This window comes from Enterobacter sp. PL_is379 (genome assembly GCF_055817355.1).
In genome coordinates this window covers 123,755-145,025 of sequence record NZ_JBVPGT010000024.1, presented here as the reverse complement: position 1 = coordinate 145,025, position 21,271 = coordinate 123,755, and the positions used below count along the sequence as shown (strand labels likewise).

Below are 21,271 nucleotides of genomic sequence, written 5' to 3'. Positions count from 1 at the left end.
CAAAGTCAGGGTATCAGCGCGTTAACACGTTAACGCTCTGGGTGTTTTTAAAATGGGTACTAATTATTCATCGTCGTCTTTCGATATTCATCGACGAATATTGTTTTGCCAGCTCAACTAATACTGACGCCGATTTTTTAATCCTGTAATTTTTTGACCACACGGCGGCATAACGCGCCACGGGTAATTCATCTTCCACTGGCAGCACAATAAACTGGTCAGAACCGAACGGTGCAATCATGTCGCGGGGAATAACCGTCAGATAATCGGCATTCAGCACAAGGTTATAAATGGTGACGACGGAATCGGTCTGGACGATGTTTTCGATGCTGATGTGATTGTCTTGCAGGGTGGTCAGAAGTTCTTTGTAGTAGCCCATATCGGTTTGCGGCATCACCCACTGCTCGTGCGTGAGCGATGCCAGTGTCGTCGGGCCGGTGCACGTTCGCGTTTTGCTGGCGACCAGCACAAACTCGGACTCAAACAGCGGTTCGACGTGCAGATCCTGCAGCAGCATTTCATCACTCAGCGTGCCGATAGCGAAATCCAGACGACCGTCGCGAATGGCCGGCAGGAAAGAGGAGAGCTGGGCTTCATACATCGAGACGCGTGCTTTCGGGAACACTTCCTTAAATTTTTTGATCATTTCGGACAGGAAGGTGAAACCGATAAGCGACGGGTAACCAAAGGAGACGTCCATAACGGTGCTGAAACTCAGGCTGTTAATCTCACTCACCATGTTTTTCATTTCGCGGGTGATGGACTCTGAGTACGAGAGCAGAACCTGGCCCGCAGCAGTGAGTTTTACGCCGGTGTTTTTACGCACCATCACTTCCACACCGAAGTAGGACTCAATATCGCTGATGATTTTGCTGACGGCGGGTTGCGTCAGACCCAGCTGTCTTGCTGCAGAACCTATGGAGCCACTTTTAATGACTTCCTGAAATACCACGAGGTGCTGTGTTTTCGGTAGAATAATAGTGTTCATAATATTCTGCACTTATTTCCCTATGACGGGGTGAATTCTACTCAATAATGTTTGAAGGGGTATGTGCTGTTACTCACAATTTGCTTTCCAGGCCCTTTATCACGCACAGCGAAAAACCATAAAAACGCTTACTTATCAAAGGAATAAATAGAGACAAATATGCTACTACGCTGATATTGATCAACAAAAATAGCGGTAATAAATTTATTTTATGGCGATAACCCGGATAAATTTTACCATCCGGAAAAAATCAATAAAGGCGATATTTCAGGCAATTAAAGACCAATAAATAACCGCTATTTGTTTGAAACATTCTTTCAATTTATCAAATTTTTCCGACGCGAATTTTCAGGCTGGCGGAAAAGAGTGGAATACGTCACATATTCACAGGAGAAATGTATTTGATTTCAATGTATGCATATCAAACGAGAAAAGTTTCGCGATCATTAAGATAACAATCATAACAAATTATCAATACTGAAAATCGCGAGTTTTTTAGCGTGAAATTTTGTGATGACGATCGTCCGCAGACACAGGAGCGATACGGAAGGGGTAAAAACAGTGAAATGTGCTTAATGTCGCAAATATGAGAATTGATGTCGTTTGTCTGGTGCCGGGTGGCGCTGCGCTTACCCAGCCTACCCCCCCTGAAAGCAAAAACCCCGCCGAAGCGGGGTTTTCTAAGAAGTTGAAGCTGACCGATAAGCCGGGTTCTGTCGTTGGACAGTCATTCATCTAGGCCAGCAATCGCTCACTGGCTCAAGCAGCCTACCCGGGTTCAGTACGGGCCGTACCATGTGAACCCCTATTTGGCCTTGCTCCGGGTGGAGTTTACCGTGCCACGGACTGTTACCAGCCGCGCGGTGCGCTCTTACCGCACCCTTTCACCCTTACCTGATCCCGCTTGCGCGGGCCATCGGCGGTTTGCTCTCTGTTGCACTGGTCGTGGGTTTCCCCCCCAGGCGTTACCTGGCACCCTGCCCTATGGAGCCCGGACTTTCCTCCCCTCCGCCCGTCTCCCCCGAAAGGGACGACGACGAAGCGGCGACTGTCTGGTCAGCTTCGGCGCGCAGTATAGAGGGTTTGCGCGCCGCTGTCACCCTCAGGTATGGGCAAGGCGTGATTAACGCGCCACTTCCACCTTCGCCAGTTTTTCGTAGTAGCATGCAATCGCGCTGTGATCGGCCGTGCCCAGGCCATCGGCACGCAGCGCCTGCATCATCTCCATGACCGCCGCGGTCAGCGGCAGCTGCGCGCCCACGCCGTGTGACGTATCCAGCGCGTTGGCCAGATCTTTGATATGCAGGTCGATGCGGAAACCGGGTTTGAAATTACGATCCATGACCATCGGCGCTTTGGCCTCCAGCACGGTACTGCCCGCCAGGCCACCGCGAATGGCCTGATAGACCAGGTCCGGGTTGACGCCCGCTTTGGTTGCCAGCGTCAGCGCTTCGGACATGGCGGCAATGTTCAGCGCCACAATCACCTGGTTTGCCAGCTTGGTCACGTTACCCGCCCCGATATCCCCGGTATGCACCACGGAGCCCGCCATCGCTTTCATTAGATCGTAGTATCTATCGAAAACGGCTTTATTACCGCCGACCATCACCGACAGCGTACCGTCTATCGCTTTCGGCTCACCGCCGCTGACCGGCGCGTCCAGCATATCGACGTCCTTTGCTTTTAGCGCCTCGCTGATTTCACGACTTGCGAGCGGCGCAATAGAGCTCATATCAATCAACACCAGGCCCGGCTTCGCGCCATCGATAATGCCGTTTTCACCCAGCGCGACCTCTTTAACATGCGGTGAGTTTGGCAGCATGGTGATGATGACGTCGCACTGCTCAGCAATCGCTTTGGCGGTGGTGGCCGTTTCTGCGCCCGCCGCCATCACCTCCGCCACGGCCTGCGGATTATGATCGGATACCACCAGTGAGTAACCCGCTTTGATGAGGTTCTTACTCATTGGTTTACCCATGATCCCCAGGCCAATAAAACCCACTTTCAGCGTCATAATCTGTATCCTCAATGATGGTTATTTTTTAAAAGCGTCCGCTAATTTCTGCGTGGCCGAGCGGAATACGCCGAGGTCGCTGCCGACGGCAACAAACGTGGCTCCCCACTCCAGATAGCGACGGGCGTCCGCCTCAACCGGCGCCAGAATGCCGCACGGTTTGCCGTGTGCTTTGGCGCGGGCAAAGATGTGCTGGATCGCGCGCTGCACGTCGGGGTGGCTGGCGTTGCCCAGATGGCCAAAGGCGGCAGCCAGATCGCTTGGGCCGACGAAGATACCGTCCACGCCGTTTGTGGCGGCAATCGCGTCGACGTTATCAACGCCCTGCTGGCTCTCGATCTGAACCAGAATGGTGATGTTGCTGTTGGACTGCGCGAAATAGTCCGGCACGGTGCCAAACATATTGGCGCGATGCGAAACGGAGACGCCGCGGATCCCTTCCGGGGGGTAGCGCGTTGACGCAACGGCCAGCGCCGCTTGTTCTTCCGTCTCCACAAACGGGATCAGAAAGTTGTAGAAGCCGATATCCAGCAGACGCTTGATAATCACCGGCTCGTTGGTGGGTACACGCACCACCGGGGCGCTGTGGCTGCCTTTCAGCGCCATCAGCTGCGGAATAAACGTGCTGATATCGTTCGGCGCATGTTCGCCGTCCAGCACCAGCCAGTCGAAACCGGCCAAGCCCAGCACTTCGGTGCTGATTGGGTTTGCCAGCGCGGACCAACAGCCAATCTGAATCTGGTGCGCCGCGAGGGCCGCTTTAAATTTATTCGGGAAGATATCGTTACTCATCGTATTTACCTTTTTATTCCGCAGCCTTTTCCAGCGTCATTTTATTTATTCATTCAGACACCGTGCCAGCATGATATTTATTATTCTGACGTATTCTGGCGTGATAAAATCGTCATTCAGTATAAGACGCCATCCGCGACCGCACATTGTTTTAATGCTCAGGTATTACGGCATATTTTGATAAAAATTTTTGCATATGCACAAAGTACTGGGCGCTAATGCACAGAATCAAGGATTACGGGTTCGGGAGCGATCGCGATCACATTTTAATATCCCCTATGCTGACATGCTTTATTTCTGAAAGCCGCGTATTAATTTCTACCATTAGAAAATTGGCTGAATTTATTATCAGATACTTTGCTGGAGAATAGTGAACAATGGCCGACATTGAAATTCGACAGGCATCGCCGACGGCGTTTTATATCAAAGTACACGACATCGATAATGTGGCGATTATTGTCAACGACAATGGCTTAAAAGCGGGCACTCGATTCCCGGACGGGCTGGAACTGATTGAGCATATTCCACAGGGACATAAAGTCGCCCTGGTGGATATCCCTGCTAATAGCGAAATCGTACGTTACGGTGAAGTCATCGGCTATGCCGTTCGCGCTATACCACAGGGTAGCTGGGTTGAGGAGTCGCTGGTGGCACTTCCAGAAGCGCCGCCGCTGAACACGCTTCCGCTGGCAACCCGCGTGCCGGAACCGCTTCCTCCGCTGGAGGGCTATACCTTCGAAGGCTACCGCAATGCGGACGGCAGCGTCGGCACCAAAAATCTGCTCGGTATTACCACCAGCGTGCACTGCGTGGCGGGCGTAGTGGATTACGTGGTGAAAATCATCGAACGCGATCTGCTGCCAAAATACCCGAACGTCGACGGCGTGGTGGGCCTGAACCACCTCTACGGCTGCGGCGTGGCGATTAACGCGCCCGCTGCCGTGGTGCCTATCCGGACCATCCACAATATCGCCCTCAACCCGAACTTTGGCGGCGAGGTGATGGTCATCGGCCTCGGCTGTGAAAAATTGCAGCCAGAACGCCTGCTGCAGGGTACTGAGGATGTCAAAGCCATCCCGGCAGACGAGGCCAGCATCGTGCGCCTGCAGGACGAACGCCACGTTGGTTTCCGCTCAATGGTCGATGACATTCTGCAGGTGGCAGAGCGACATCTGGACAAACTCAACCGCCGCCAGCGCGAAACGTGTCCGGCCTCGGAACTGGTCGTGGGCACCCAGTGCGGCGGCAGCGATGCCTTCTCCGGCGTGACGGCCAACCCGGCGGTAGGCTATGCGTCCGATCTGCTTGTTCGCTGCGGCGCTACGGTGATGTTCTCCGAGGTGACCGAAGTGCGTGACGCCATCCATCTGCTTACGCCACGCGCCGTTAATGAAGAGGTCGGCAAGCGCCTGCTTGAGGAGATGGCCTGGTACGATAGCTATCTCGATATGGGCAAAACCGACCGCAGCGCCAACCCGTCTCCGGGGAACAAAAAAGGCGGCCTGGCGAACGTGGTGGAAAAAGCCCTTGGCTCCATTGCCAAATCCGGTCAGAGCGCCATTGCAGAAGTGCTCTCCCCGGGCCAGCGCCCGACGAAACGCGGCCTGATTTACGCGGCAACGCCGGCCAGCGATTTTGTCTGCGGCACGCAGCAGGTGGCATCCGGCATTACGGTACAGGTCTTTACCACCGGGCGGGGCACGCCGTACGGCCTGATGGCGGTGCCGGTGATTAAGATGGCGACCCGCACCGAGCTGGCAAACCGCTGGTATGACTTAATGGATATCAATGCGGGCACTATCGCCACCGGAGAAGAGAGTATTGAGGACGTGGGCTGGAAACTGTTCCACTTCATTCTGGATGTCGCCAGCGGACGGAAGAAAACCTTTTCGGATCAGTGGGGATTGCATAATCAGCTGGCGGTGTTTAACCCGGCACCGGTGACGTGAGTTTGCTGTGAACCTCGCTTAGCATGGCTTCGGCCATGCTTTTTTTTTGCTTTCATTTCTTTCGCATCCTTACCTTTCATTTCGATTCTTTCATTTTTAAGATATCAATCACAAAATAACATTCCGAAACCCTATATTGTCTTTCGCATAAATAAAACGAAAGGTTTCGGAGGAAAGATGTTCATCATCTCGTCGAAGGCGATGCTGCTAAAAGCACAGCGCGAAGGTTACGCCGTACCGGCATTCAATATTCATAATCTCGAAACGCTGCAGGTGGTCGTTGAAACGGCCTATGAGATGCGATCTCCGCTGATCGTGGCGGGTACGCCCGGCACATTCAGCTATGCAGGAACCGGTAACGTGGTCGCCATCGCCAGCGATCTGGCCAAAACGTACAACCAGCCACTGGCGATCCACCTCGATCATCACGAAGATTTCGACGATATCGCGCAGAAAGTCCAAAGCGGGATCCGCTCGGCGATGATCGACGGATCTCATCATCCATTCGCTGAAAATGTCGCGCTGGTGAAGAAAGTGACAGACTACTGCCACCGTTACGATGTGAGCGTGGAGGCTGAACTTGGCCGTCTTGCCGGGCAGGAAGATGACCTTGTGGTCGACAGCAAAGATGCGCTTTACACCAACCCACTACAGGCACGTGAGTTTGTTGAATTAACGGGTATCGACTCATTGGCCGTCGCCATCGGTACCGCGCACGGCCTCTACACTGCCACGCCGAAACTTGATTTTGAACGTCTGGCAGAGATTCGCAATCAGGTCGATATCCCGCTGGTGCTGCACGGCGCTTCCGGTTTATCTACGGCCGATATCCATCAGGCAATTCGCCTCGGTATCTGCAAGGTCAACGTTGCCACAGAACTCAAAATCGCCTTCTCGAATGCCCTGAAAACCTATCTCGCTTCACATCCCGAAACCAGTGACCCGCGTCATTACATGGTGCCCGCCAAACGCGCCATGAAAGAGGTGGTGTGTAAAGTTATTAACGATTGTGGTTGTGAAGGAAAGCTCTAAATACGAAAGCCTGAAGTCCTGACCTGGAGGAAACGTGAAAGATATTATTACCCGCCATAAAGCGGGAGAAGCTCTCGGTATTTGCTCAGTTTGCTCAGCGCACCCGCTGGTTATCGAAGCCGCTTTGCGGTTCGATCTGCATACCGACAACAAGGTTCTGATTGAAGCCACCTCAAATCAGGTGAACCAGTTCGGCGGTTACACCGGTATGAAACCCGCTGATTTCCGTGATTTTGTTCTGAAGATCGCTAAAGAGGTGGGCTTTCCGCATGAACGTTTGATCCTGGGTGGCGATCATCTGGGGCCAAACTGCTGGCAAAACGAACCCGCAGACGCGGCGATGGAGAAATCCATTGCATTGATCAAAGCCTATGTCGCGGCTGGATTTAGCAAGATACACCTGGACGCCTCAATGTCTTGTGCCGACGATCCTACCCCACTCTCGCCATGGATGGTGGCACAACGTGTGGCCCGACTGTGCAAAGCGGCAGAAGAGACGGCCACTGAAGAACAAAAAGCGGCACTGACCTATGTGATTGGTACTGAGGTTCCCGTTCCCGGCGGAGAAGCCAGCAGCATTAACAACGTTCATGTCACCCGTGTGGAAGATGCCGCGCAGACGCTGGAAACGCATCGTGAGGCCTTTGCTGCGCTCGGTCTGGACGAGGCTATGACGCGTGTGATTGCGATAGTCGTGCAACCCGGCGTGGAGTTCGACCATACGCAAATTATTCACTACCAGCCGCACGCGGCAGAGGCCCTTTCCGGCTGGATCCGCCAGACACCCATGGTCTATGAGGCGCACTCAACCGACTACCAGACTCGCCAAGCCTATCGTGCTTTGGTTCGCGATCACTTCGCGATCTTGAAAGTCGGCCCGGCGCTTACCTTTGCCCTGCGAGAAGCCATCTTTGCACTCGCACAAATGGAGAAGGCCCTCATCGCCCCTGAACAACGCAGCCATGTGCTTGACGTGATCGACGAAGTCATGCTGAACGAGCCGGATTACTGGAAGAAGTACTACCGTCCCACCTGGAGTCAGGCAATGGTGGATATTCACTTTAGCCTGTCCGATCGCATTCGCTACTACTGGCCGCATCCGCGCATTCGTCAGTGCGTTGAGAAATTAATCGCTAATCTGAGCGCTATCTCCTTGCCTCTGGGGCTGGTCAGCCAGTTTATGCCCGTCCAGTTCGAGCGATTGTCGATGAATGAGATCGCCGCAACACCGCAAAATCTCATCATCGACAAAATACAGGATGTATTACGTGCTTATCGATTTGGCTGCACCCCTGAACCCGTCTAATGCCGGAGAGTGTATGAGTCACGTTTTTGTCCGTACCGGAATTGAGTTTGAAACCTGCCAGCAGGCGCTGGCGCATATTGGCGAGGAGATGCTGGCTAAAGGTGTTGTACACGCCACCTACCCTGCCGCCCTTCTTGAAAGGGAGGTGGATTACCCCACCGGCATTGCTCTTGAACGCCATGCGGTCGCTATTCCGCACTGCGAAGCCGTACATGCGAAACGCCCCGCGATTTACCTGATTCGCCCGGACAAACCGGTGCATTTCCAGCAGGCCGATGATGATGGCGAGGTCGCCGTCTCACTCATCATCGCGTTAATCGTGGAAAACCCTGCGGCACAAATGAAATTGCTTCGCCGCCTTTTCAGTGAGCTACAAAACCCGGACACGCTTGACATGCTGCTGGCTGCGCCCGCAGAGCGCCTGGCCGATCGTTTCCGGGAGATGATACTTGAACCTGTCGCCTGTGCCCAGGCTTCATAACAAACTGATAATAAAAAAGGAGTGCCCTATGAAACGCAAAGTTATTGTTGCCTGCGGCGGCGCTGTCGCCACCTCAACCATGGCAGCAGAAGAGATAAAAGAACTGTGTGAAGCACACCACATTGAGCTGGATCTGGTCCAGTGCCGGGTGACCGAAATTGAAACCTATATGGACGGCGCTGACCTGATCTGCACCACAGCGAAAGTCGACAGAGCCTTTGGCGACATTCCGGTGGTGCACGGTATGCCGTTTGTATCCGGTGTCGGCATCGAAGCCCTGCAGCAAAAAATCTTGACCATCCTCGAGGGGTAAGATCATGTTTACCGAAATCATGCGTTACATCCTCGATTTGGGGCCAACCGTAATGCTGCCAATCGTCATCATCATCTTCTCGAAGCTGTTGGGGATGAAGCTCGGCGATTGCTTTAAATCCGGCCTGCACATAGGCATAGGCTTCGTCGGGATCGGACTGGTTATCGGCCTTATGCTTGACTCCATCGGCCCGGCGGCCAAAGCGATGGCTGAACAGTTCCAGATTAACCTGCACGTGGTGGACGTTGGCTGGCCGGGTTCATCCCCAATGACCTGGGCATCACAGATTGCACTTATTGCTATCCCTGTTGCCATTGGCGTTAACGTTGTCATGCTGGTGACGCGGATGACCCGGGTAGTTAACGTCGATATCTGGAACATCTGGCACATGACCTTCACCGGTGCGATGCTGCACCTGGCAACCGGCTCTTACTGGCTGGGGATCCTGGGCGTTGTGGTGCACGCAGCCTTTGTTTACAAGCTTGGAGACTGGTTTGCCAAAGACACCCGGGACTTTTTCGGTCTGGACGGGATTGCCATCCCTCACGGCTCGTCAGCTTATCTCGGCCCGATCGCCGTTCTGGTCGATACGATTATCGATAAAATCCCAGGCCTGAAGCGTATTCATTTTAGCGCTGACGATGTGCAAAAACGCTTTGGCCCGTTTGGCGAACCGGTCACGGTTGGGTTTGTGATGGGTCTGGCTATTGGCATGCTGGCTGGCTATGACGCTAAATCTGTTCTCCAACTGGCCGTGAAAACCGCCGCAGTGATGCTGCTGATGCCGCGCGTCATCAAACCAATCATGGATGGCCTGACGCCGATTGCTAAACATGCACGTAAACGTCTGCAGGCAAAGTTTGGCGGACAGGAGTTCTTAATCGGTCTCGATCCAGCACTCCTGCTGGGCCATACGTCCGTCGTCTCCGCCAGCCTGATTTTCATCCCGCTTACCATCCTGATTGCTGTTCTGGTGCCGGGCAACCAGGTGCTGCCGTTCGGTGACCTTGCCACCATTGGCTTCTTTGTGGCAATGGCGGTCGCGGTGCATCAGGGCAACCTGTTCCGCACGCTTATCTCTGGCGTCATCATCATGGGCATTACGCTGTGGATTGCGACCCAGACCATCGGCCTGCACACCCAGCTTGCGCAAAATGCTGGCGCGTTGAAAGCTGGCGGGCTGGTGGCCTCCATGGACCAGGGCGGTTCACCCGTCACATGGCTGCTCATCCAGCTGTTCACCTGGCAAAACGTGGTGGGGTTCATCGTGATTGGTGCAATTTACGTTACCGGCATCCTGCTCACCTGGCGACGTGCCCGCGTATTTAACGCGGCAGAAAAGAACGCCGCTACCCCTCAAAGCCAGACGGTGTCTTGATATCCGGGGAGCCATGCTCCCCTCTTTTTCTGGAGTGAATATGAAATCAGTGGTAATTCACGCTGAGGGCAACGTGCGCGTTGAAGAACGTCCAATCCCTCACATTCAGGCTGCGGATGATGTGCGGGTGCGCATTGCCTGCTCAGGACTATGTGGCTCCGATATCCCGCGAATTTTTGCCGGAGGGGCACATTATTATCCCATCACCCTGGGACATGAATTTAGCGGTTATGTCGAAGCCTGTGGTACCGAAGTGCACGATCTCAAGGCAGGCGATCCGGTTGCCTGCGTGCCATTACTGCCCTGCTTTTCCTGTCCGGCGTGTGAAAAAGGCTACTTCTCGCTCTGCAAGCAGTATCAGTTTGTCGGATCTCGTAGCGAAGGCGGCAACGCGGAATATATTGTGGTGAAGCGTGCAAACCTGTTCCGCCTTCCAGCAGAGATGGCAATTGAGGATGGCGCATTTATTGAACCCATAACCGTAGGGCTACACGCGTTTCATCTCGCTTCCGGTTGCGAGGGCAAGAACGTCATCATTGTAGGCGCAGGAACGATTGGCCTGCTGGCGATGCAGTGTGCGCTGGCATTGGGGGCCAACAGCGTAAGCGCGATTGATATCAACGACGATAAGCTCGCGCTGGCAACAGCGCTGGGGGCAACTCAGGTGTTTAATAGCCGCGATCTGGGTGCAAACGATATCCTCAACGTCTTGAGCGACAACCCGTTTGATCAGTTGGTTCTGGAGACTGCTGGCACACCGCAAACCGTCGCGCTCGCCATTGATATCGCCGGGCCGCGCGCCCAGGTCGCTCTGGTGGGTACGCTGCATCACGACCTAAACTTACCTGCGGCGACATTTGGCAAGATACTGCGTAAGGAGTTGACGCTTCTGGGAAGCTGGATGAATTATTCGGCCCCGTGGCCAGGTGAAGAATGGGAAACCGCGGCACGCCTGCTCACAGAGAAAAAACTGCAGCTAAAGCCCCTTATTGCTCATACCGGCGATAGCGATAGCTTTGCTCAGGCCGTGCAGGGACTAAACGGTGCGCCAATGCAGGGCAAAATCATGCTGCGCTTCGCGTAGTGCTTCGAGCCAGCAACCTGAGCTGGCTCACATTTCCTTTCGAATATTACCGTACCCCTTTCGCATACCTTCGATTAGAATAGAGGCAGTTAATTATCAGGCATTTCAATATGAACTCATTTGAGCGACGCAATAAAATCGTTGACCTTGTCAACGCTCAGGGCAGTGTCATGGTGCTGGATCTGTCGAATATGTTTGGCATTTCAGAAGTGACGATTCGAACAGATCTGCGCCTGCTGGAAGAAAAAGGATTGGTCACGCGTTTTCACGGTGGCGCAGCAAGACCCGGCAGCAGCCTGGCGGAAAGCGAAAATCAGGAAGTAGTGCTGGAAGACCGTTATCAGCTGGCGAGCGACCCGAAGAAGCGCATCGCACAGGCTGCCGCGGCCATGATTGAAGAGGGAATGACGATCATTCTGGACAGCGGAAGCACCACCATGCTCATCGCCGAAGCGCTGACCAAACGGGCCAATATCACCGTCATTACCAACAGCCTGCCTGCCGCATTTGCCCTCTCGGAAAACAAAGACATTACGCTCGTGGTCTGTGGCGGTACCGTGCGCCATAAAACGCACTCTATGCATGGCACCATCGCCGAGCGCTCTCTAACCGGGATAAGCGCGGATTTGATGTTTGTCGGGGCTGACGGCATCGATGCCACCAACGGCATTACAACGTTCAATGAAGGCTATTCGATCAGCAGCGTGATGGCGGCTGCCGCACATAAGGTGATCGCCGTGCTGGACGCAAGCAAATTCAATCGCCGCGGGTTCAACCAGGTACTGCCGATGGAAAAAATAGACTGTGTGATTACGGATGATGGGATCGGAAAGCACGAAAAAGAACAGTTGGGTAAAACGGGCACCGAGGTCATTACAGTTTAGCGAACGACGCAGGTCAGCGTATGACATGAGCAATTTGCTCTTCCGACATTTATACCGACATTTATACCGACATTTTATAAAGTTGTAGGCCGGGTAAGGCGTAGCCGCCACCCGGCAAAAACGGGCAGGAGATGACTTATTCCCCCTGCTGCTCCAGCGCATACTTATACAGCGCATTTTTCTTCACGCCGTGGATCTCCGCCGCTAATGCCGCCGCTTTCTTCAGCGGCAGTTCCGCCTGCAGCAGCGCCAGCGTACGCAGCGCGTCGGCAGGAAGCGCGTCTTCTTCCGCCTTGTGCCCTTCGACAATCAGCACCATTTCGCCCTTGCGGCGGTTTTCGTCTTCCTTCACCCACGCCAGCAGTTCCCCCACCGGCGCGCCGTGGATAGTCTCCCAGGTTTTGGTCAGCTCGCGCGCCAGCACTACGTAGCGGGCTTCTCCCCAGACGGTCACCATATCTTCCAGGCTCTCCAGCAGGCGGTGTGTGGATTCGTAGAAAATCAGGGTGCGCGGTTCCGCTTCCAGGTCTTTTAAGACGTCGCGGCGGCCTTTGGATTTGGCAGGCAGGAAGCCTTCATAGCAGAAACGGTCAGACGGCAGACCTGCGGCGCTCAGCGCAGCAATGGCAGCGCATGGACCCGGCAGGGGCACAACGCGAATACCGGCTTCGCGACAGGTACGCACCAGGTGATAGCCAGGATCGTTGATCAGCGGCGTACCGGCGTCGGAGACCAGGGCGATGTTCTGCCCCTCTTTCAGCTTCGCCACCAGCGTTTCGGCTTTTTGTTGCTCATTGTGATCGTGCAGAGCGAACAAACGGGCGTTAATCGCGAAATGTTGCAGCAGTAAACCGGTGTGGCGGGTATCTTCAGCAGCAATTAAATCAACAGCTTGCAGTACGGTGAGCGCACGTTGGGTAATATCAGACAAATTCCCGATAGGAGTAGGTACAATATAAAGCTGGCCTTGAGAATTATCTGCCGTTTCGTGTTGTTTCATTGTTTCGTCCGTATTGCCGATTTAATATTGAGCATTGCGTAAAAAAAATCACTGGATACAGTATGGTACCGTTAACGTTTCTTCGAAAAAAAGCCACGCGCAGCGTGCCGCTTCTGCTGGCAGCCCTGATCTTTGCAGGCTGTGGCACCCAGGCACCTGACCAGAGCACCGCCCATCTCCAGGGTTCTGCTCAGGCTGATTCTGGCTTTTATCTGCAACAAATGTCGCAGAGTTCAAATGATACCAAGACCAACTGGCAATTACTCGCCATTCGTGCACTGCTGAAAGAGGGTAAAACCCAGCGGGCAGCCGAGCTGTTTAACCAGTTGCCAAAAGATCTTAACGACGCCCAGCGTCGCGAGCAGAGCCTGCTCTCTGCCGAGCTGAAAGTCGCGCTGAAAGATTACGCCGCCGCGAAGAAGATCCTCGGGGATATTGACGTGAGCGCGCTGGATAAAAATCAGCAGGCACGCTTCTGGCAGGCGGGCATTACCGCTGAGCAGGGACGCCCTTCGCTGACCTTGCTCCGCGCGCTCGTCGCGCAAGAGCCACTGCTTGGCGGTGCCGATAAGCAGAAAAATATCGATGCCACCTGGCAAGCGCTGGCGTCGATGACGCAGGAACAGGCGCAGGCGCTGGTCATCAACGCGGATGAAAACGTCCTGCAGGGCTGGCTGGATCTGCAGCAGATGTGGTTTAACAACCGCAGCGATCCTAAGATGTTGAAAGCCGGCATTACGGACTGGCAGACGCGCTACCCGCAAAACCCGGGCGCGAAAATGCTGCCAACCCAGCTGGTGAACGTGCAGAACTTTAAGCCTGCCTCGACCAGCAAAATCGCCCTCCTTCTGCCACTCAACGGCCAGGCGGCGGTGTTTGGACGCACCATTCAGCAGGGCTTTGAAGCGGCGAAAAACGGCACGACGGCGATCACCGGCAGCGCCGTTCCCGCACAGGCGGCCCAGGCGGCTAACGTGAATGATGTTGTCAGCCCATCCGCCGCAGAGACCAGCGACCTGACCACGGCGCAAGCGCCAGCGCAGGGCACGATGCAAAACCCGGTGACGGCTCCGACGACACCGCCAGCGACAGCAGCTCCGTCTACTACAGCACCTGTGACCCAGGCTCCGGCTCCGGCCGAGACGCAAGCGGCACCTGCACCTGTCACAACAGCAGAGCAACCTCAACAGCAGCCTGCGCAACCCGCGGCCCAACCTGCCGCGCAGCCGCAGGCCGTGGCAACCACCAGCGCCAATCCGGGCGCTGAGTTGAAAATCTACGACACCAGTTCGCAGCCGCTTGATCAGGTGCTGGCGCAGGTTCAACAGGACGGGGCGAGCATCGTTGTCGGTCCGCTGCTGAAAAACAACGTGGAAGAGCTGATGAAGAGTAATACCACGCTGAACGTGCTGGCGCTCAACCAGCCGGAGCAGGTTCAGAACCGGGCCAATATTTGCTACTTCGCGCTCTCTCCTGAAGATGAAGCCCGCGATGCGGCGCGTCATATTCACGAGCAGGGTAAGCAGGCTCCGCTGCTGCTCATCCCACGCAGCGCGCTGGGCGATCGCGTGGCCAATGCCTTTGCCGATGAGTGGCAGAAGCTGGGCGGCGGCGTGGTGCTGCAGCAGAAATTCGGTTCCGTCTCTGAACTGCGCGCGGGCGTAAACGGCGGGGCGGGCATCGCGCTTAACGGCAGTCCTGTCACCGCGAGCCTGCCACAGCAGCAGGGCGTGACGATTGGCGGCCTGACGATCCCTGCCCCACCTACCGACGCGCAGATCAGCGGTGGCGGTAAAGTGGATGCGGCCTATATCGTTGCCACGCCGCAGGAGATCGCCTTTATCAAACCGATGATCGCGATGCGTAACGGCAGCCAGAGCGGCGCAACGCTCTACGCCAGCTCCCGCAGCGCGCAGGGCACCGCAGGGCCGGATTTCCGTCTGGAAATGGACGGTCTGCAGTACAGCGAAATCCCGATGCTGGCCGGCAGCAACCCGGCGCTGATGCAGCAGGCGCTGAGTACCGTACGTAACGATTATTCGCTGGCCCGTCTGTATGCGATGGGTGTCGATGCATGGGCGCTGGCGAACCACTTTACCCAGATGCGTCAGGTGCCGGGCTTTGAGCTTAACGGCAACACCGGCGATCTGACCGCGACTCAGGACTGCGTGATCAACAGGAAGTTATCATGGCTCAAATACCAGCAGGGGCAGATCGTCCCGGCCAGTTAAGCCGCAAACAGACCGGCGATGCGTGGGAGTTAAAGGCGCGTCGCTGGCTTGAAGGCAAAGGACTGCGCTTTATTGCCGCTAACGTCCGCGGGCGCGGCGGCGAAATTGATCTGATCATGAAAGACGGTCAGGTCATCGTGTTTGTAGAAGTCCGCTTTCGACAGTCCTCCCGTTTTGGCGGTGCTGCCGCCAGCGTGACGCTCGCCAAACAACATAAATTATTACAGACTGCCCACTTGTGGCTTGCCCGCCATAATGGGAGCTTTGATACTGTGGATTGCCGGTTCGATGTGATAGCCTTCACCGGAAATGAGATCGAATGGCTTAAAAACGCTTTTGGCGAAGACGCATAATTAGGATTTAAAAGGGATAACGTGCTCGAAAGAATTAAAGTGTGCTTCACAGAAAGCATCCAGACTCAGATTGCCGCGGCGGAAGCCCTTCCGGATGCTATCTCGCGTGCCGCAATGACGCTGGTGCAATCCCTGCTTAATGGCAACAAAATCCTCTGTTGTGGCAACGGCACGTCAGCCGCCAACGCACAGCATTTTGCTGCCAGCATGATCAATCGCTTTGAAACAGAACGCCCGAGTTTACCCGCCATTGCACTTAATACCGATAATGTGGTCTTAACGGCGATTGCTAACGATCGTCTGCATGACGAAATTTACGCAAAGCAGGTGCGAGCCCTGGGTCATGCCGGAGATGTGCTGCTGGCCATCTCTACGCGCGGCAATAGCCGGGATATTGTCAAAGCCGTTGAAGCCGCCGTCACCCGCGACATGACCATCGTGGCCTTAACCGGCTATGACGGGGGTGAGCTGGCGGGTCTGCTTGGGCCGCAGGATGTGGAAATCCGCATTCCGTCTCACCGGAGCGCGCGTATTCAGGAAATGCATATGCTCACGGTGAACTGCTTATGTGACTTGATCGATAACACGCTTTTCCCTCACCAGGATGATTAAGGAGTTCTTATGAAGGCTTTATCGACCCTCGCAGTCCTTATGTCTGCATTACTGCTTCAGGGATGTATCGCTGCGGCCGTTGTGGGTACCGCCGCAGTAGGCACCAAAGCAGCAACCGATCCGCGCTCTGTGGGGACACAGGTGGATGACGGTACGCTGGAGCTGCGCGTCAACAGTGCGCTGTCGAAAGACGAACAGATCAAGAAAGAGGCGCGTATTAACGTGACGGCTTACCAGGGCAAAGTGCTGCTGGCAGGCCAGGCGCCGAATATGGAACTCGCCTCTCGTGCGAAACAAATCGCAATGGGTGTTGAAGGAACCACAGAGGTGTTTAACGAAGTGCGTCAGGGCAAGCCAATTGGCCTGGGTGATGCCTCTTCCGATACCTGGATCACCACCAAAGTGCGTTCCCAGCTTCTCGGCTCGGACCAGGTGAAATCCTCCAACGTGAAAGTGACGACGGAAAACGGCGAAGTGTTCCTGCTGGGTCTGGTGACCGACCGTGAAGGGAAAGCGGCGGCCGATATCGCCAGCCGGGTGAGCGGCGTGAAGCACGTCACCACCGCGTTTACTTACATTAAATAAAAAAAAATCCCCTCACTTGAGGGGATTTTTTTGCAGGCCCGGTAAGCGTAGCGCCACCGGGCGTTTTTCACAGAAGCGCAATACTTCCCACCATCACCCCGCTCAACGCCACCAGCCCCGCGGTCAGCCAGAGCGCTTTCGCCGGGAACGACTTACGCAGCATAATCAGCGACGGCAGGCTGATCGCCGGCAGCGTAATCAGCAGCGCCAGCGCCGGCGCGGTGCCCATGCCGGCCAGCATCATGGTCTGAACAACCGGGATCTCCGCCGCCGTTGGGATCACAAACAGGCAGCCTGCAACGGCCATCGCAATGACCCACATCAGCGTGTTGTCGATAGCGCCATCCGCATGCGGGAAGAGCCAGACGCGCGCCGCCCCCAGAACCAGTACCGCCAGGATGTAGACCGGGATGGTGCTCCAGAAAAGTTGCCATAGCGCCCTGCCCCAGCGCGCAAAGAAGCCCCCCTGCGGCTCGCTGACGTCCAGCTCAACGGCAGCGGGTTCTGCAGCAGTATCCTTCACCAGTTTTTGCACCAGTGTCGCCACCACCAGCACGGTCAGCAGTCCGGCGACCAGACGGATGAACGCGAAATGCCAGCCCAGGACAAAGCCCATAAACACCAGCGTCGCCGGATTGAGCAGCGGGTTGCCCATCCAGAACGCCAGCGCGCCGCCCATCGACACGCGCTGGCGGCGCATCCCTGCCGCCACGGGCGCGGCACAGCAGGAGCACATCATGCCCGGCAGGGAGAAGATCGTTCCCAGCAGCGTGCCCTGAAAGCGCGGCTGGCCCAGGGTTTTCACCAGCCAGTTACGCGGGATCAGCACCTGAATCAGCGACCCCAGAATGACGCCTAAAACGGCGGCTTTCCAGACGGCAAGGAAGTAGACCATGGCATAGTCCCACGCCGCCTGCAGCGGGCTGGACTCAGCCTGCGCGAGAATAGATTTACCGATGCTGTGCGTTTCGGCGGCGGTGAAGGCTTTGCCGTAGTACGGCTGCCATTTCACGTACCAGAGGCCAATAATGACCACGAGAAAGAAGAGTGCGGGCTTCCACCATTGAACAGGTGTTGCCGCCTGAGATGAAGACTGACCAGTCATAGCATTCCCCGGAGAGTATTAGGTTATTAGCCGGGGGAGTTTACGCCTCGCCCTGCGCGATTTCACGCAGTTTTGCCGAAGGGATAATGTTTACGCCCGCTTTCGACGGGGCCAGTCCCTCTTTTAACATCGCCCGCGCGACGTCCCGCGCCTCGATGGCCTTCCAGTTGCCGGGAAGGATGCGAAACAGCGGGGCCAGTATCGACTCGTTAAAGCGGCGTTCGTCCCGGTGGCCGATCAGCATCGAAGGGCGCACAATCGTCAGCTGCTCCCATTTCTGCGCAATCAGCGCATCCTCCATCTTGCCCTTCACCTTGTTGTAGAAGAAAGGCGATCCGGCACTGGCGCCCAGCGCGCTGACCACCAGAAAATGTCTGGCCCCCAGTTTTTTCGCCGTAAGCGCGGTGTCCACCACCAGCGTATAGTCGGCGTGGATAAATGCCTCTTTGCTGCCCGCCTCCCGTCGCGTGGTGCCCAGACAGCAAAAGGCGATATCAATCGGGTCCTGGACCTGCACCAGCGCGTCCGTCAGCTGAGGATCGTGCGGATTAAAGACGCCAGATAAATCTGCCAGCGGTCGACGCGTCGGGGCGGCGATATAGTTCACGCGGCGATCCTGAATCAGCAGCCGCAGCAGATGATCGCCCACTAACCCGGTAGCCCCGGTAATCAATACCTGACTCATCGTATCCCCTTTACAGAATTGTCCGTTTGCGAACTCAGCGTCGTCGACCACACTTAGAAGTCTGTTACAGGTAAGTATTTACCACAAGCGGAGAAAAATCAGTCTGAAGCCAAAACAACGGAGGAAGCATGGGCAAGAAAATCGCAGTCTTGATTACCGACGAGTTTGAAGATTCAGAATTCACCTCGCCTGCAGAGGCGTTCCGCAAGGCAGGACATGAGGTCATCACCATTGAGAAAGAGGCGGGCAAAACGGTGACAGGCCATAAGGGCGAGGCGACCGTAACCATTGATGAGACTATCGATAACGTTAGCCCCTCAGATTTCGACGCCCTGCTGTTACCCGGTGGCCATTCCCCGGATTCCCTGCGCGGGGACGAACGCTTCGTGACCTTCACCCGGGACTTTGTCTCTACCGGCAAACCGGTCTTTGCCATCTGTCACGGTCCGCAGCTCCTTATCAGCGCGGAGGTTGTACGCGGGCGTAAGCTCACGGCGGTGAAACCGATCGTTATCGATCTGAAAAATGCGGGCGCCGAGTTTTACGATCAGGAAGTGGTCAACGACAAAGATCAGCTGATCACCAGCCGTACTCCGGACGATCTCCCGGCGTTTAACCGCGAAGCGCTACGCCTGCTCGGCGCGTAACCAGTGCAGCTTCTTGCCAAAGCCCAGGGTGTTGTCGGTAAATTTCAGCTCATCGAGGCGGATTTCCCACACCGGGGCTTTTAGCGCAGCGGCAACGGGAAAGCGGCGCGTGTAGAGCTTACGGCGCGCGTCGCTCTCTTCGCCATCCAGACGACGGATCTCCGCTTTGAACTGCACGCCGCGGATCAGCGCGACCGTTTTCGGCTGGCCATTCACCGTGCCTGCGACCTTCGCCTGCAGGCCGGTCATCTGCGCATGACGCGTTTTGTCTTCGCTCATGACATAAAACGCGACGCGCTCCGGATCGTAGTAGTAAAACGCGTTAGCGCACCACATCTCCCCCTCGTCATAGACGCACCAGGTGACAACATGCTGCTTCGCCAGCCAGCGGTTAATGGCGGCCAGTGTTTCCATTTTCGTTCTCTCTCATGCTATGGTGCGTTCACCTTAACATACTGAATCTGTTTACCGTGTGCTGGTTTCTCTATCTTGTCCGAACCGCTGATAACGCACTCTACACCGGGATCACCACCGATGTGGCGCGGCGTTTTTTACAACATCAAACGGGAAAAGGGGCAAAGGCGCTGCGGGGGAAAGGGGAATTACAGCTCGCCTTTTCGGCGCCCGTCGGTGACCGATCGCTGGCGCTCAGGCTGGAATACCGCATCAAACAGCTGACGAAGCGCCAGAAAGAGCGCCTCGTGACCGGAGACGGCTCCTTTGAGGCGCTACGCGAGAGCCTGATTAAAAGCGATTGAAATGGTCGTGGTACTCGACCAGGCCATTGACGCCGTTCAGCGCGTCGTCCGCCAGACGGTGCACCTGGAAAGCGGATTCCGTACCCGGCCAGCGGCAACGCAGATCGTAATGCGCGGCCTGCTCAAAGCCTAAACGGCCATAGAACGCCGGATCGCCCAGCGTGACAACGGCCGCATAACCGAACTCATTGAGCGAATCCAGGCCTTCATAGACCAGCTGGCGTGCCAGCCCCTGCCCGCGATAGCTTTCATCTACCGCCAGCGGTGCCATGCCTACCCACTGCAGCTCTTCGCCCTGAACGATGACCGGACTGAAGGCAACATAGCCCACCACCTGACCTTCGTCATCGGTGGCAACCAGCCCCAGCGTAATCAGGCCGTCTTCGCGAAGGTCGTGGACCAGTTGGGCTTCGGCATCGCTCGCAAAGGCGCGGCGTAACAACGCATCGATCCCCGGCGCATCAATCCCAATTTCGACTCGAATCAGCATGGCTCACCTACTGAAGTGTGTTTACCGTCCGGCGGGGTTTTCAGCCCGGCCTCAACGAAATCTGCCATTTGCATTAACATCACGCGCAGCGCTTTCGGCATCTGCTCCAGCTCAATGGCATCCATTAAATTCTTCACGTACAGACCGAGCTCCGTGTCGCCTTCAATCACCAGACGGCGCTGGAAGAAGAGCGTATCCGGATCCTGCTTACGCGCGGCGATCATCAGCAGATCGCTGGCGTTGGCGCTAAAGCTCACATCCGCCTCGGCGGTTTCGCGGACGATCAGCTGGTCATTCTCAACGGAGGTAAACCAGCGCAGCCCGATATCACGCACCTCAATGCTCAACCAGCGCCCTTCCAGGAATTCCAGCTCGCCATCCTGCAGCGCCTGGCGGAACTGCCAGCTCAGGACCTGCTCCAGCACCTGACGTTTAAGCGCGAACGGCGCCAGCTTTACCGGCACGCTCAGCATTGATGGACCAAATTGTACGAGACGTGAACGCAGTTTATCCAGCACGAGCTTTACTCCCTGATATCTATAGTCCTGCTATTTTGCCATATCCGAAGCGCAACATAGCGGCGT

23 protein-coding genes and 1 other RNA gene are annotated in these 21,271 nt (G+C 55.7%); 14 read left to right on the top strand and 10 right to left on the bottom strand.

Features of this window, described 5'->3' with window-relative positions:
• Positions 1 to 67: 67 nt before the first annotated feature.
• The 4 genes from tdcA to garL form a co-directional block, all read right to left on the bottom strand.
• Positions 68 to 988 (bottom strand): transcriptional regulator TdcA, encoded by a 921-nt coding sequence (tdcA, locus tag AC0TOY_RS06385; RefSeq protein ID WP_008501504.1) that lies wholly within the window; start codon positions 986 to 988, stop codon positions 68 to 70.
• A gap of 686 nt (positions 989 to 1,674) precedes the next feature.
• Positions 1,675 to 2,052: RNase P RNA component class A (gene rnpB, locus AC0TOY_RS06380), an RNA gene on the bottom strand.
• A 59-nt stretch (positions 2,053 to 2,111) separates the two neighbouring features.
• Positions 2,112 to 3,002: a 2-hydroxy-3-oxopropionate reductase gene (gene garR, locus AC0TOY_RS06375; RefSeq protein WP_032650346.1), complete on the bottom strand. Its 891-nt coding sequence runs from the start codon at positions 3,000 to 3,002 to the stop codon at positions 2,112 to 2,114.
• Between the two features lie 21 nt (positions 3,003 to 3,023).
• Entirely contained in the window at positions 3,024 to 3,794 is a 771-nt protein-coding gene (garL, locus tag AC0TOY_RS06370; protein ID WP_032650347.1) for a 2-dehydro-3-deoxyglucarate aldolase, read from the bottom strand.
• 377 nt (positions 3,795 to 4,171) lie between these two features.
• Between garL and garD the strand changes: the two genes are divergently transcribed.
• From garD to AC0TOY_RS06330, 8 genes are all read left to right on the top strand, one after another.
• Positions 4,172 to 5,743, top strand: coding sequence for a galactarate dehydratase (gene garD / locus AC0TOY_RS06365; protein WP_024906390.1), 1,572 nt, complete (start codon positions 4,172 to 4,174; stop codon positions 5,741 to 5,743).
• Between the two features lie 177 nt (positions 5,744 to 5,920).
• Positions 5,921 to 6,775 (top strand): tagatose bisphosphate family class II aldolase, encoded by an 855-nt coding sequence (locus AC0TOY_RS06360; protein ID WP_473702193.1) that lies wholly within the window; start codon positions 5,921 to 5,923, stop codon positions 6,773 to 6,775.
• Positions 6,776 to 6,809: 34 nt separating this feature from the next.
• Positions 6,810 to 8,081 carry a tagatose-bisphosphate aldolase subunit GatZ gene (gatZ, locus tag AC0TOY_RS06355; RefSeq protein WP_473721615.1) on the top strand — a complete coding sequence of 424 codons (1,272 nt, stop codon included), beginning with the start codon at positions 6,810 to 6,812 and terminating at the stop codon, positions 8,079 to 8,081.
• Between the two features lie 13 nt (positions 8,082 to 8,094).
• Positions 8,095 to 8,562: a PTS galactitol transporter subunit IIA gene (gene gatA, locus AC0TOY_RS06350; protein ID WP_473702191.1), complete on the top strand. Its 468-nt coding sequence runs from the start codon at positions 8,095 to 8,097 to the stop codon at positions 8,560 to 8,562.
• 28 nt (positions 8,563 to 8,590) lie between these two features.
• Complete coding sequence (gene gatB / locus AC0TOY_RS06345; protein WP_021242240.1) at positions 8,591 to 8,875, top strand: PTS galactitol transporter subunit IIB; 285 nt, start codon at positions 8,591 to 8,593, stop codon at positions 8,873 to 8,875.
• Positions 8,876 to 8,879: 4 nt separating this feature from the next.
• Positions 8,880 to 10,253, top strand: coding sequence for a galactitol-specific PTS transporter subunit IIC (locus AC0TOY_RS06340; protein ID WP_473702190.1), 1,374 nt, complete (start codon positions 8,880 to 8,882; stop codon positions 10,251 to 10,253).
• A gap of 40 nt (positions 10,254 to 10,293) precedes the next feature.
• Positions 10,294 to 11,337: a galactitol-1-phosphate 5-dehydrogenase gene (gene gatD / locus AC0TOY_RS06335; RefSeq protein WP_473721614.1), complete on the top strand. Its 1,044-nt coding sequence runs from the start codon at positions 10,294 to 10,296 to the stop codon at positions 11,335 to 11,337.
• A 110-nt stretch (positions 11,338 to 11,447) separates the two neighbouring features.
• On the top strand, positions 11,448 to 12,221 hold the full coding sequence (locus AC0TOY_RS06330) for a DeoR/GlpR family DNA-binding transcription regulator (protein ID WP_115876337.1): 774 nt from the start codon (positions 11,448 to 11,450) through the stop codon (positions 12,219 to 12,221).
• A 136-nt stretch (positions 12,222 to 12,357) separates the two neighbouring features.
• On the opposite strand, the gene rsmI is transcribed toward AC0TOY_RS06330, so the two are convergent.
• Entirely contained in the window at positions 12,358 to 13,221 is an 864-nt protein-coding gene (gene rsmI / locus AC0TOY_RS06325; RefSeq protein ID WP_045331026.1) for a 16S rRNA (cytidine(1402)-2'-O)-methyltransferase, read from the bottom strand.
• A gap of 62 nt (positions 13,222 to 13,283) precedes the next feature.
• Between rsmI and AC0TOY_RS06320 the strand changes: the two genes are divergently transcribed.
• From AC0TOY_RS06320 to dolP, 4 genes are read left to right on the top strand one after another with little or no spacing between them, the layout of a single operon-like run.
• Positions 13,284 to 15,452 carry a penicillin-binding protein activator gene (locus AC0TOY_RS06320; RefSeq protein WP_473721613.1) on the top strand — a complete coding sequence of 723 codons (2,169 nt, stop codon included), beginning with the start codon at positions 13,284 to 13,286 and terminating at the stop codon, positions 15,450 to 15,452.
• The gene (locus tag AC0TOY_RS06315; protein ID WP_021242244.1) at positions 15,410 to 15,805 is read left to right on the top strand and encodes a YraN family protein; all 396 of its coding nucleotides are present in this window, start codon (positions 15,410 to 15,412) and stop codon (positions 15,803 to 15,805) included. Before AC0TOY_RS06320 ends, AC0TOY_RS06315 begins: the two co-directional genes overlap by 43 nt.
• 21 nt (positions 15,806 to 15,826) lie before the next feature.
• Positions 15,827 to 16,417, top strand: a complete 591-nt coding sequence (gene diaA / locus AC0TOY_RS06310) for a DnaA initiator-associating protein DiaA (RefSeq protein ID WP_003861754.1) — start codon at positions 15,827 to 15,829, stop codon at positions 16,415 to 16,417.
• A gap of 9 nt (positions 16,418 to 16,426) precedes the next feature.
• Complete coding sequence (gene dolP, locus AC0TOY_RS06305; RefSeq protein ID WP_024906379.1) at positions 16,427 to 17,002, top strand: division/outer membrane stress-associated lipid-binding lipoprotein; 576 nt, start codon at positions 16,427 to 16,429, stop codon at positions 17,000 to 17,002.
• A 67-nt stretch (positions 17,003 to 17,069) separates the two neighbouring features.
• Here the strand turns inward: dolP and AC0TOY_RS06300 are convergent, their stop codons facing one another.
• Together AC0TOY_RS06300 and AC0TOY_RS06295 are read right to left on the bottom strand one after the other, a co-directional pair.
• On the bottom strand, positions 17,070 to 18,107 hold the full coding sequence (locus AC0TOY_RS06300; protein ID WP_407820742.1) for a permease: 1,038 nt from the start codon (positions 18,105 to 18,107) through the stop codon (positions 17,070 to 17,072).
• Positions 18,108 to 18,147: 40 nt separating this feature from the next.
• Positions 18,148 to 18,792, bottom strand: a complete 645-nt coding sequence (locus AC0TOY_RS06295) for an NAD(P)H-binding protein (RefSeq protein WP_407820741.1) — start codon at positions 18,790 to 18,792, stop codon at positions 18,148 to 18,150.
• A 128-nt stretch (positions 18,793 to 18,920) separates the two neighbouring features.
• Here AC0TOY_RS06295 and AC0TOY_RS06290 point away from each other — a divergent pair, with 128 nt between their 5' ends.
• Entirely contained in the window at positions 18,921 to 19,439 is a 519-nt protein-coding gene (locus tag AC0TOY_RS06290; protein WP_023333577.1) for a type 1 glutamine amidotransferase domain-containing protein, read from the top strand.
• Here AC0TOY_RS06290 and AC0TOY_RS06285 read toward each other — a convergent pair.
• Positions 19,419 to 19,853: a YhbP family protein gene (locus AC0TOY_RS06285; RefSeq protein WP_473721612.1), complete on the bottom strand. Its 435-nt coding sequence runs from the start codon at positions 19,851 to 19,853 to the stop codon at positions 19,419 to 19,421. The two genes, AC0TOY_RS06290 and AC0TOY_RS06285, sit on opposite strands and share 21 nt — an antisense overlap.
• Before the next feature lie 14 nt (positions 19,854 to 19,867).
• On the opposite strand from AC0TOY_RS06285, the gene AC0TOY_RS06280 reads away from it, so the two are divergent.
• Positions 19,868 to 20,197 carry a GIY-YIG nuclease family protein gene (locus AC0TOY_RS06280; protein WP_008501484.1) on the top strand — a complete coding sequence of 110 codons (330 nt, stop codon included), beginning with the start codon at positions 19,868 to 19,870 and terminating at the stop codon, positions 20,195 to 20,197.
• Here the strand turns inward: AC0TOY_RS06280 and AC0TOY_RS06275 are convergent.
• A complete protein-coding gene (locus tag AC0TOY_RS06275) occupies positions 20,184 to 20,687 on the bottom strand; it encodes a GNAT family N-acetyltransferase (RefSeq protein ID WP_023309324.1) in 504 nt (167 codons plus the stop codon). The two genes, AC0TOY_RS06280 and AC0TOY_RS06275, sit on opposite strands and share 14 nt — an antisense overlap.
• The gene (ubiT, locus tag AC0TOY_RS06270) at positions 20,681 to 21,205 is read right to left on the bottom strand and encodes a ubiquinone anaerobic biosynthesis accessory factor UbiT (protein WP_024906374.1); all 525 of its coding nucleotides are present in this window, start codon (positions 21,203 to 21,205) and stop codon (positions 20,681 to 20,683) included. The genes AC0TOY_RS06275 and ubiT overlap by 7 nt, the downstream gene beginning before the upstream one ends.
• Between the last annotated feature and the right edge of the window lie 66 nt (positions 21,206 to 21,271).

What these genes read in the sequence shown, in the direction of transcription:
- AC0TOY_RS06285 (WP_473721612.1), bottom strand. Translation starts at nt 19,853, where the DNA reads ATGGAAACACTGGCCGCCATTAACCGCTGGCTGGCGAAGCAGCATGTT.
- AC0TOY_RS06330 (WP_115876337.1), top strand. Translation starts at nt 11,448, where the DNA reads ATGAACTCATTTGAGCGACGCAATAAAATCGTTGACCTTGTCAACGCT.
- AC0TOY_RS06315 (WP_021242244.1), top strand. Translation starts at nt 15,410, where the DNA reads ATGGCTCAAATACCAGCAGGGGCAGATCGTCCCGGCCAGTTAAGCCGC.
- AC0TOY_RS06290 (WP_023333577.1), top strand. Translation starts at nt 18,921, where the DNA reads ATGGGCAAGAAAATCGCAGTCTTGATTACCGACGAGTTTGAAGATTCA.
- gatD (WP_473721614.1), top strand. Translation starts at nt 10,294, where the DNA reads ATGAAATCAGTGGTAATTCACGCTGAGGGCAACGTGCGCGTTGAAGAA.
- garL (WP_032650347.1), bottom strand. Translation starts at nt 3,794, where the DNA reads ATGAGTAACGATATCTTCCCGAATAAATTTAAAGCGGCCCTCGCGGCG.
- gatB (WP_021242240.1), top strand. Translation starts at nt 8,591, where the DNA reads ATGAAACGCAAAGTTATTGTTGCCTGCGGCGGCGCTGTCGCCACCTCA.
- AC0TOY_RS06295 (WP_407820741.1), bottom strand. Translation starts at nt 18,792, where the DNA reads ATGAGTCAGGTATTGATTACCGGGGCTACCGGGTTAGTGGGCGATCAT.
- tdcA (WP_008501504.1), bottom strand. Translation starts at nt 988, where the DNA reads ATGAACACTATTATTCTACCGAAAACACAGCACCTCGTGGTATTTCAG.
- rsmI (WP_045331026.1), bottom strand. Translation starts at nt 13,221, where the DNA reads ATGAAACAACACGAAACGGCAGATAATTCTCAAGGCCAGCTTTATATT.
- garR (WP_032650346.1), bottom strand. Translation starts at nt 3,002, where the DNA reads ATGACGCTGAAAGTGGGTTTTATTGGCCTGGGGATCATGGGTAAACCA.
- gatA (WP_473702191.1), top strand. Translation starts at nt 8,095, where the DNA reads ATGAGTCACGTTTTTGTCCGTACCGGAATTGAGTTTGAAACCTGCCAG.
- AC0TOY_RS06360 (WP_473702193.1), top strand. Translation starts at nt 5,921, where the DNA reads ATGTTCATCATCTCGTCGAAGGCGATGCTGCTAAAAGCACAGCGCGAA.
- AC0TOY_RS06300 (WP_407820742.1), bottom strand. Translation starts at nt 18,107, where the DNA reads ATGACTGGTCAGTCTTCATCTCAGGCGGCAACACCTGTTCAATGGTGG.
- dolP (WP_024906379.1), top strand. Translation starts at nt 16,427, where the DNA reads ATGAAGGCTTTATCGACCCTCGCAGTCCTTATGTCTGCATTACTGCTT.
- AC0TOY_RS06320 (WP_473721613.1), top strand. Translation starts at nt 13,284, where the DNA reads ATGGTACCGTTAACGTTTCTTCGAAAAAAAGCCACGCGCAGCGTGCCG.
- AC0TOY_RS06340 (WP_473702190.1), top strand. Translation starts at nt 8,880, where the DNA reads ATGTTTACCGAAATCATGCGTTACATCCTCGATTTGGGGCCAACCGTA.
- AC0TOY_RS06275 (WP_023309324.1), bottom strand. Translation starts at nt 20,687, where the DNA reads ATGCTGATTCGAGTCGAAATTGGGATTGATGCGCCGGGGATCGATGCG.
- garD (WP_024906390.1), top strand. Translation starts at nt 4,172, where the DNA reads ATGGCCGACATTGAAATTCGACAGGCATCGCCGACGGCGTTTTATATC.
- AC0TOY_RS06280 (WP_008501484.1), top strand. Translation starts at nt 19,868, where the DNA reads ATGCTATGGTGCGTTCACCTTAACATACTGAATCTGTTTACCGTGTGC.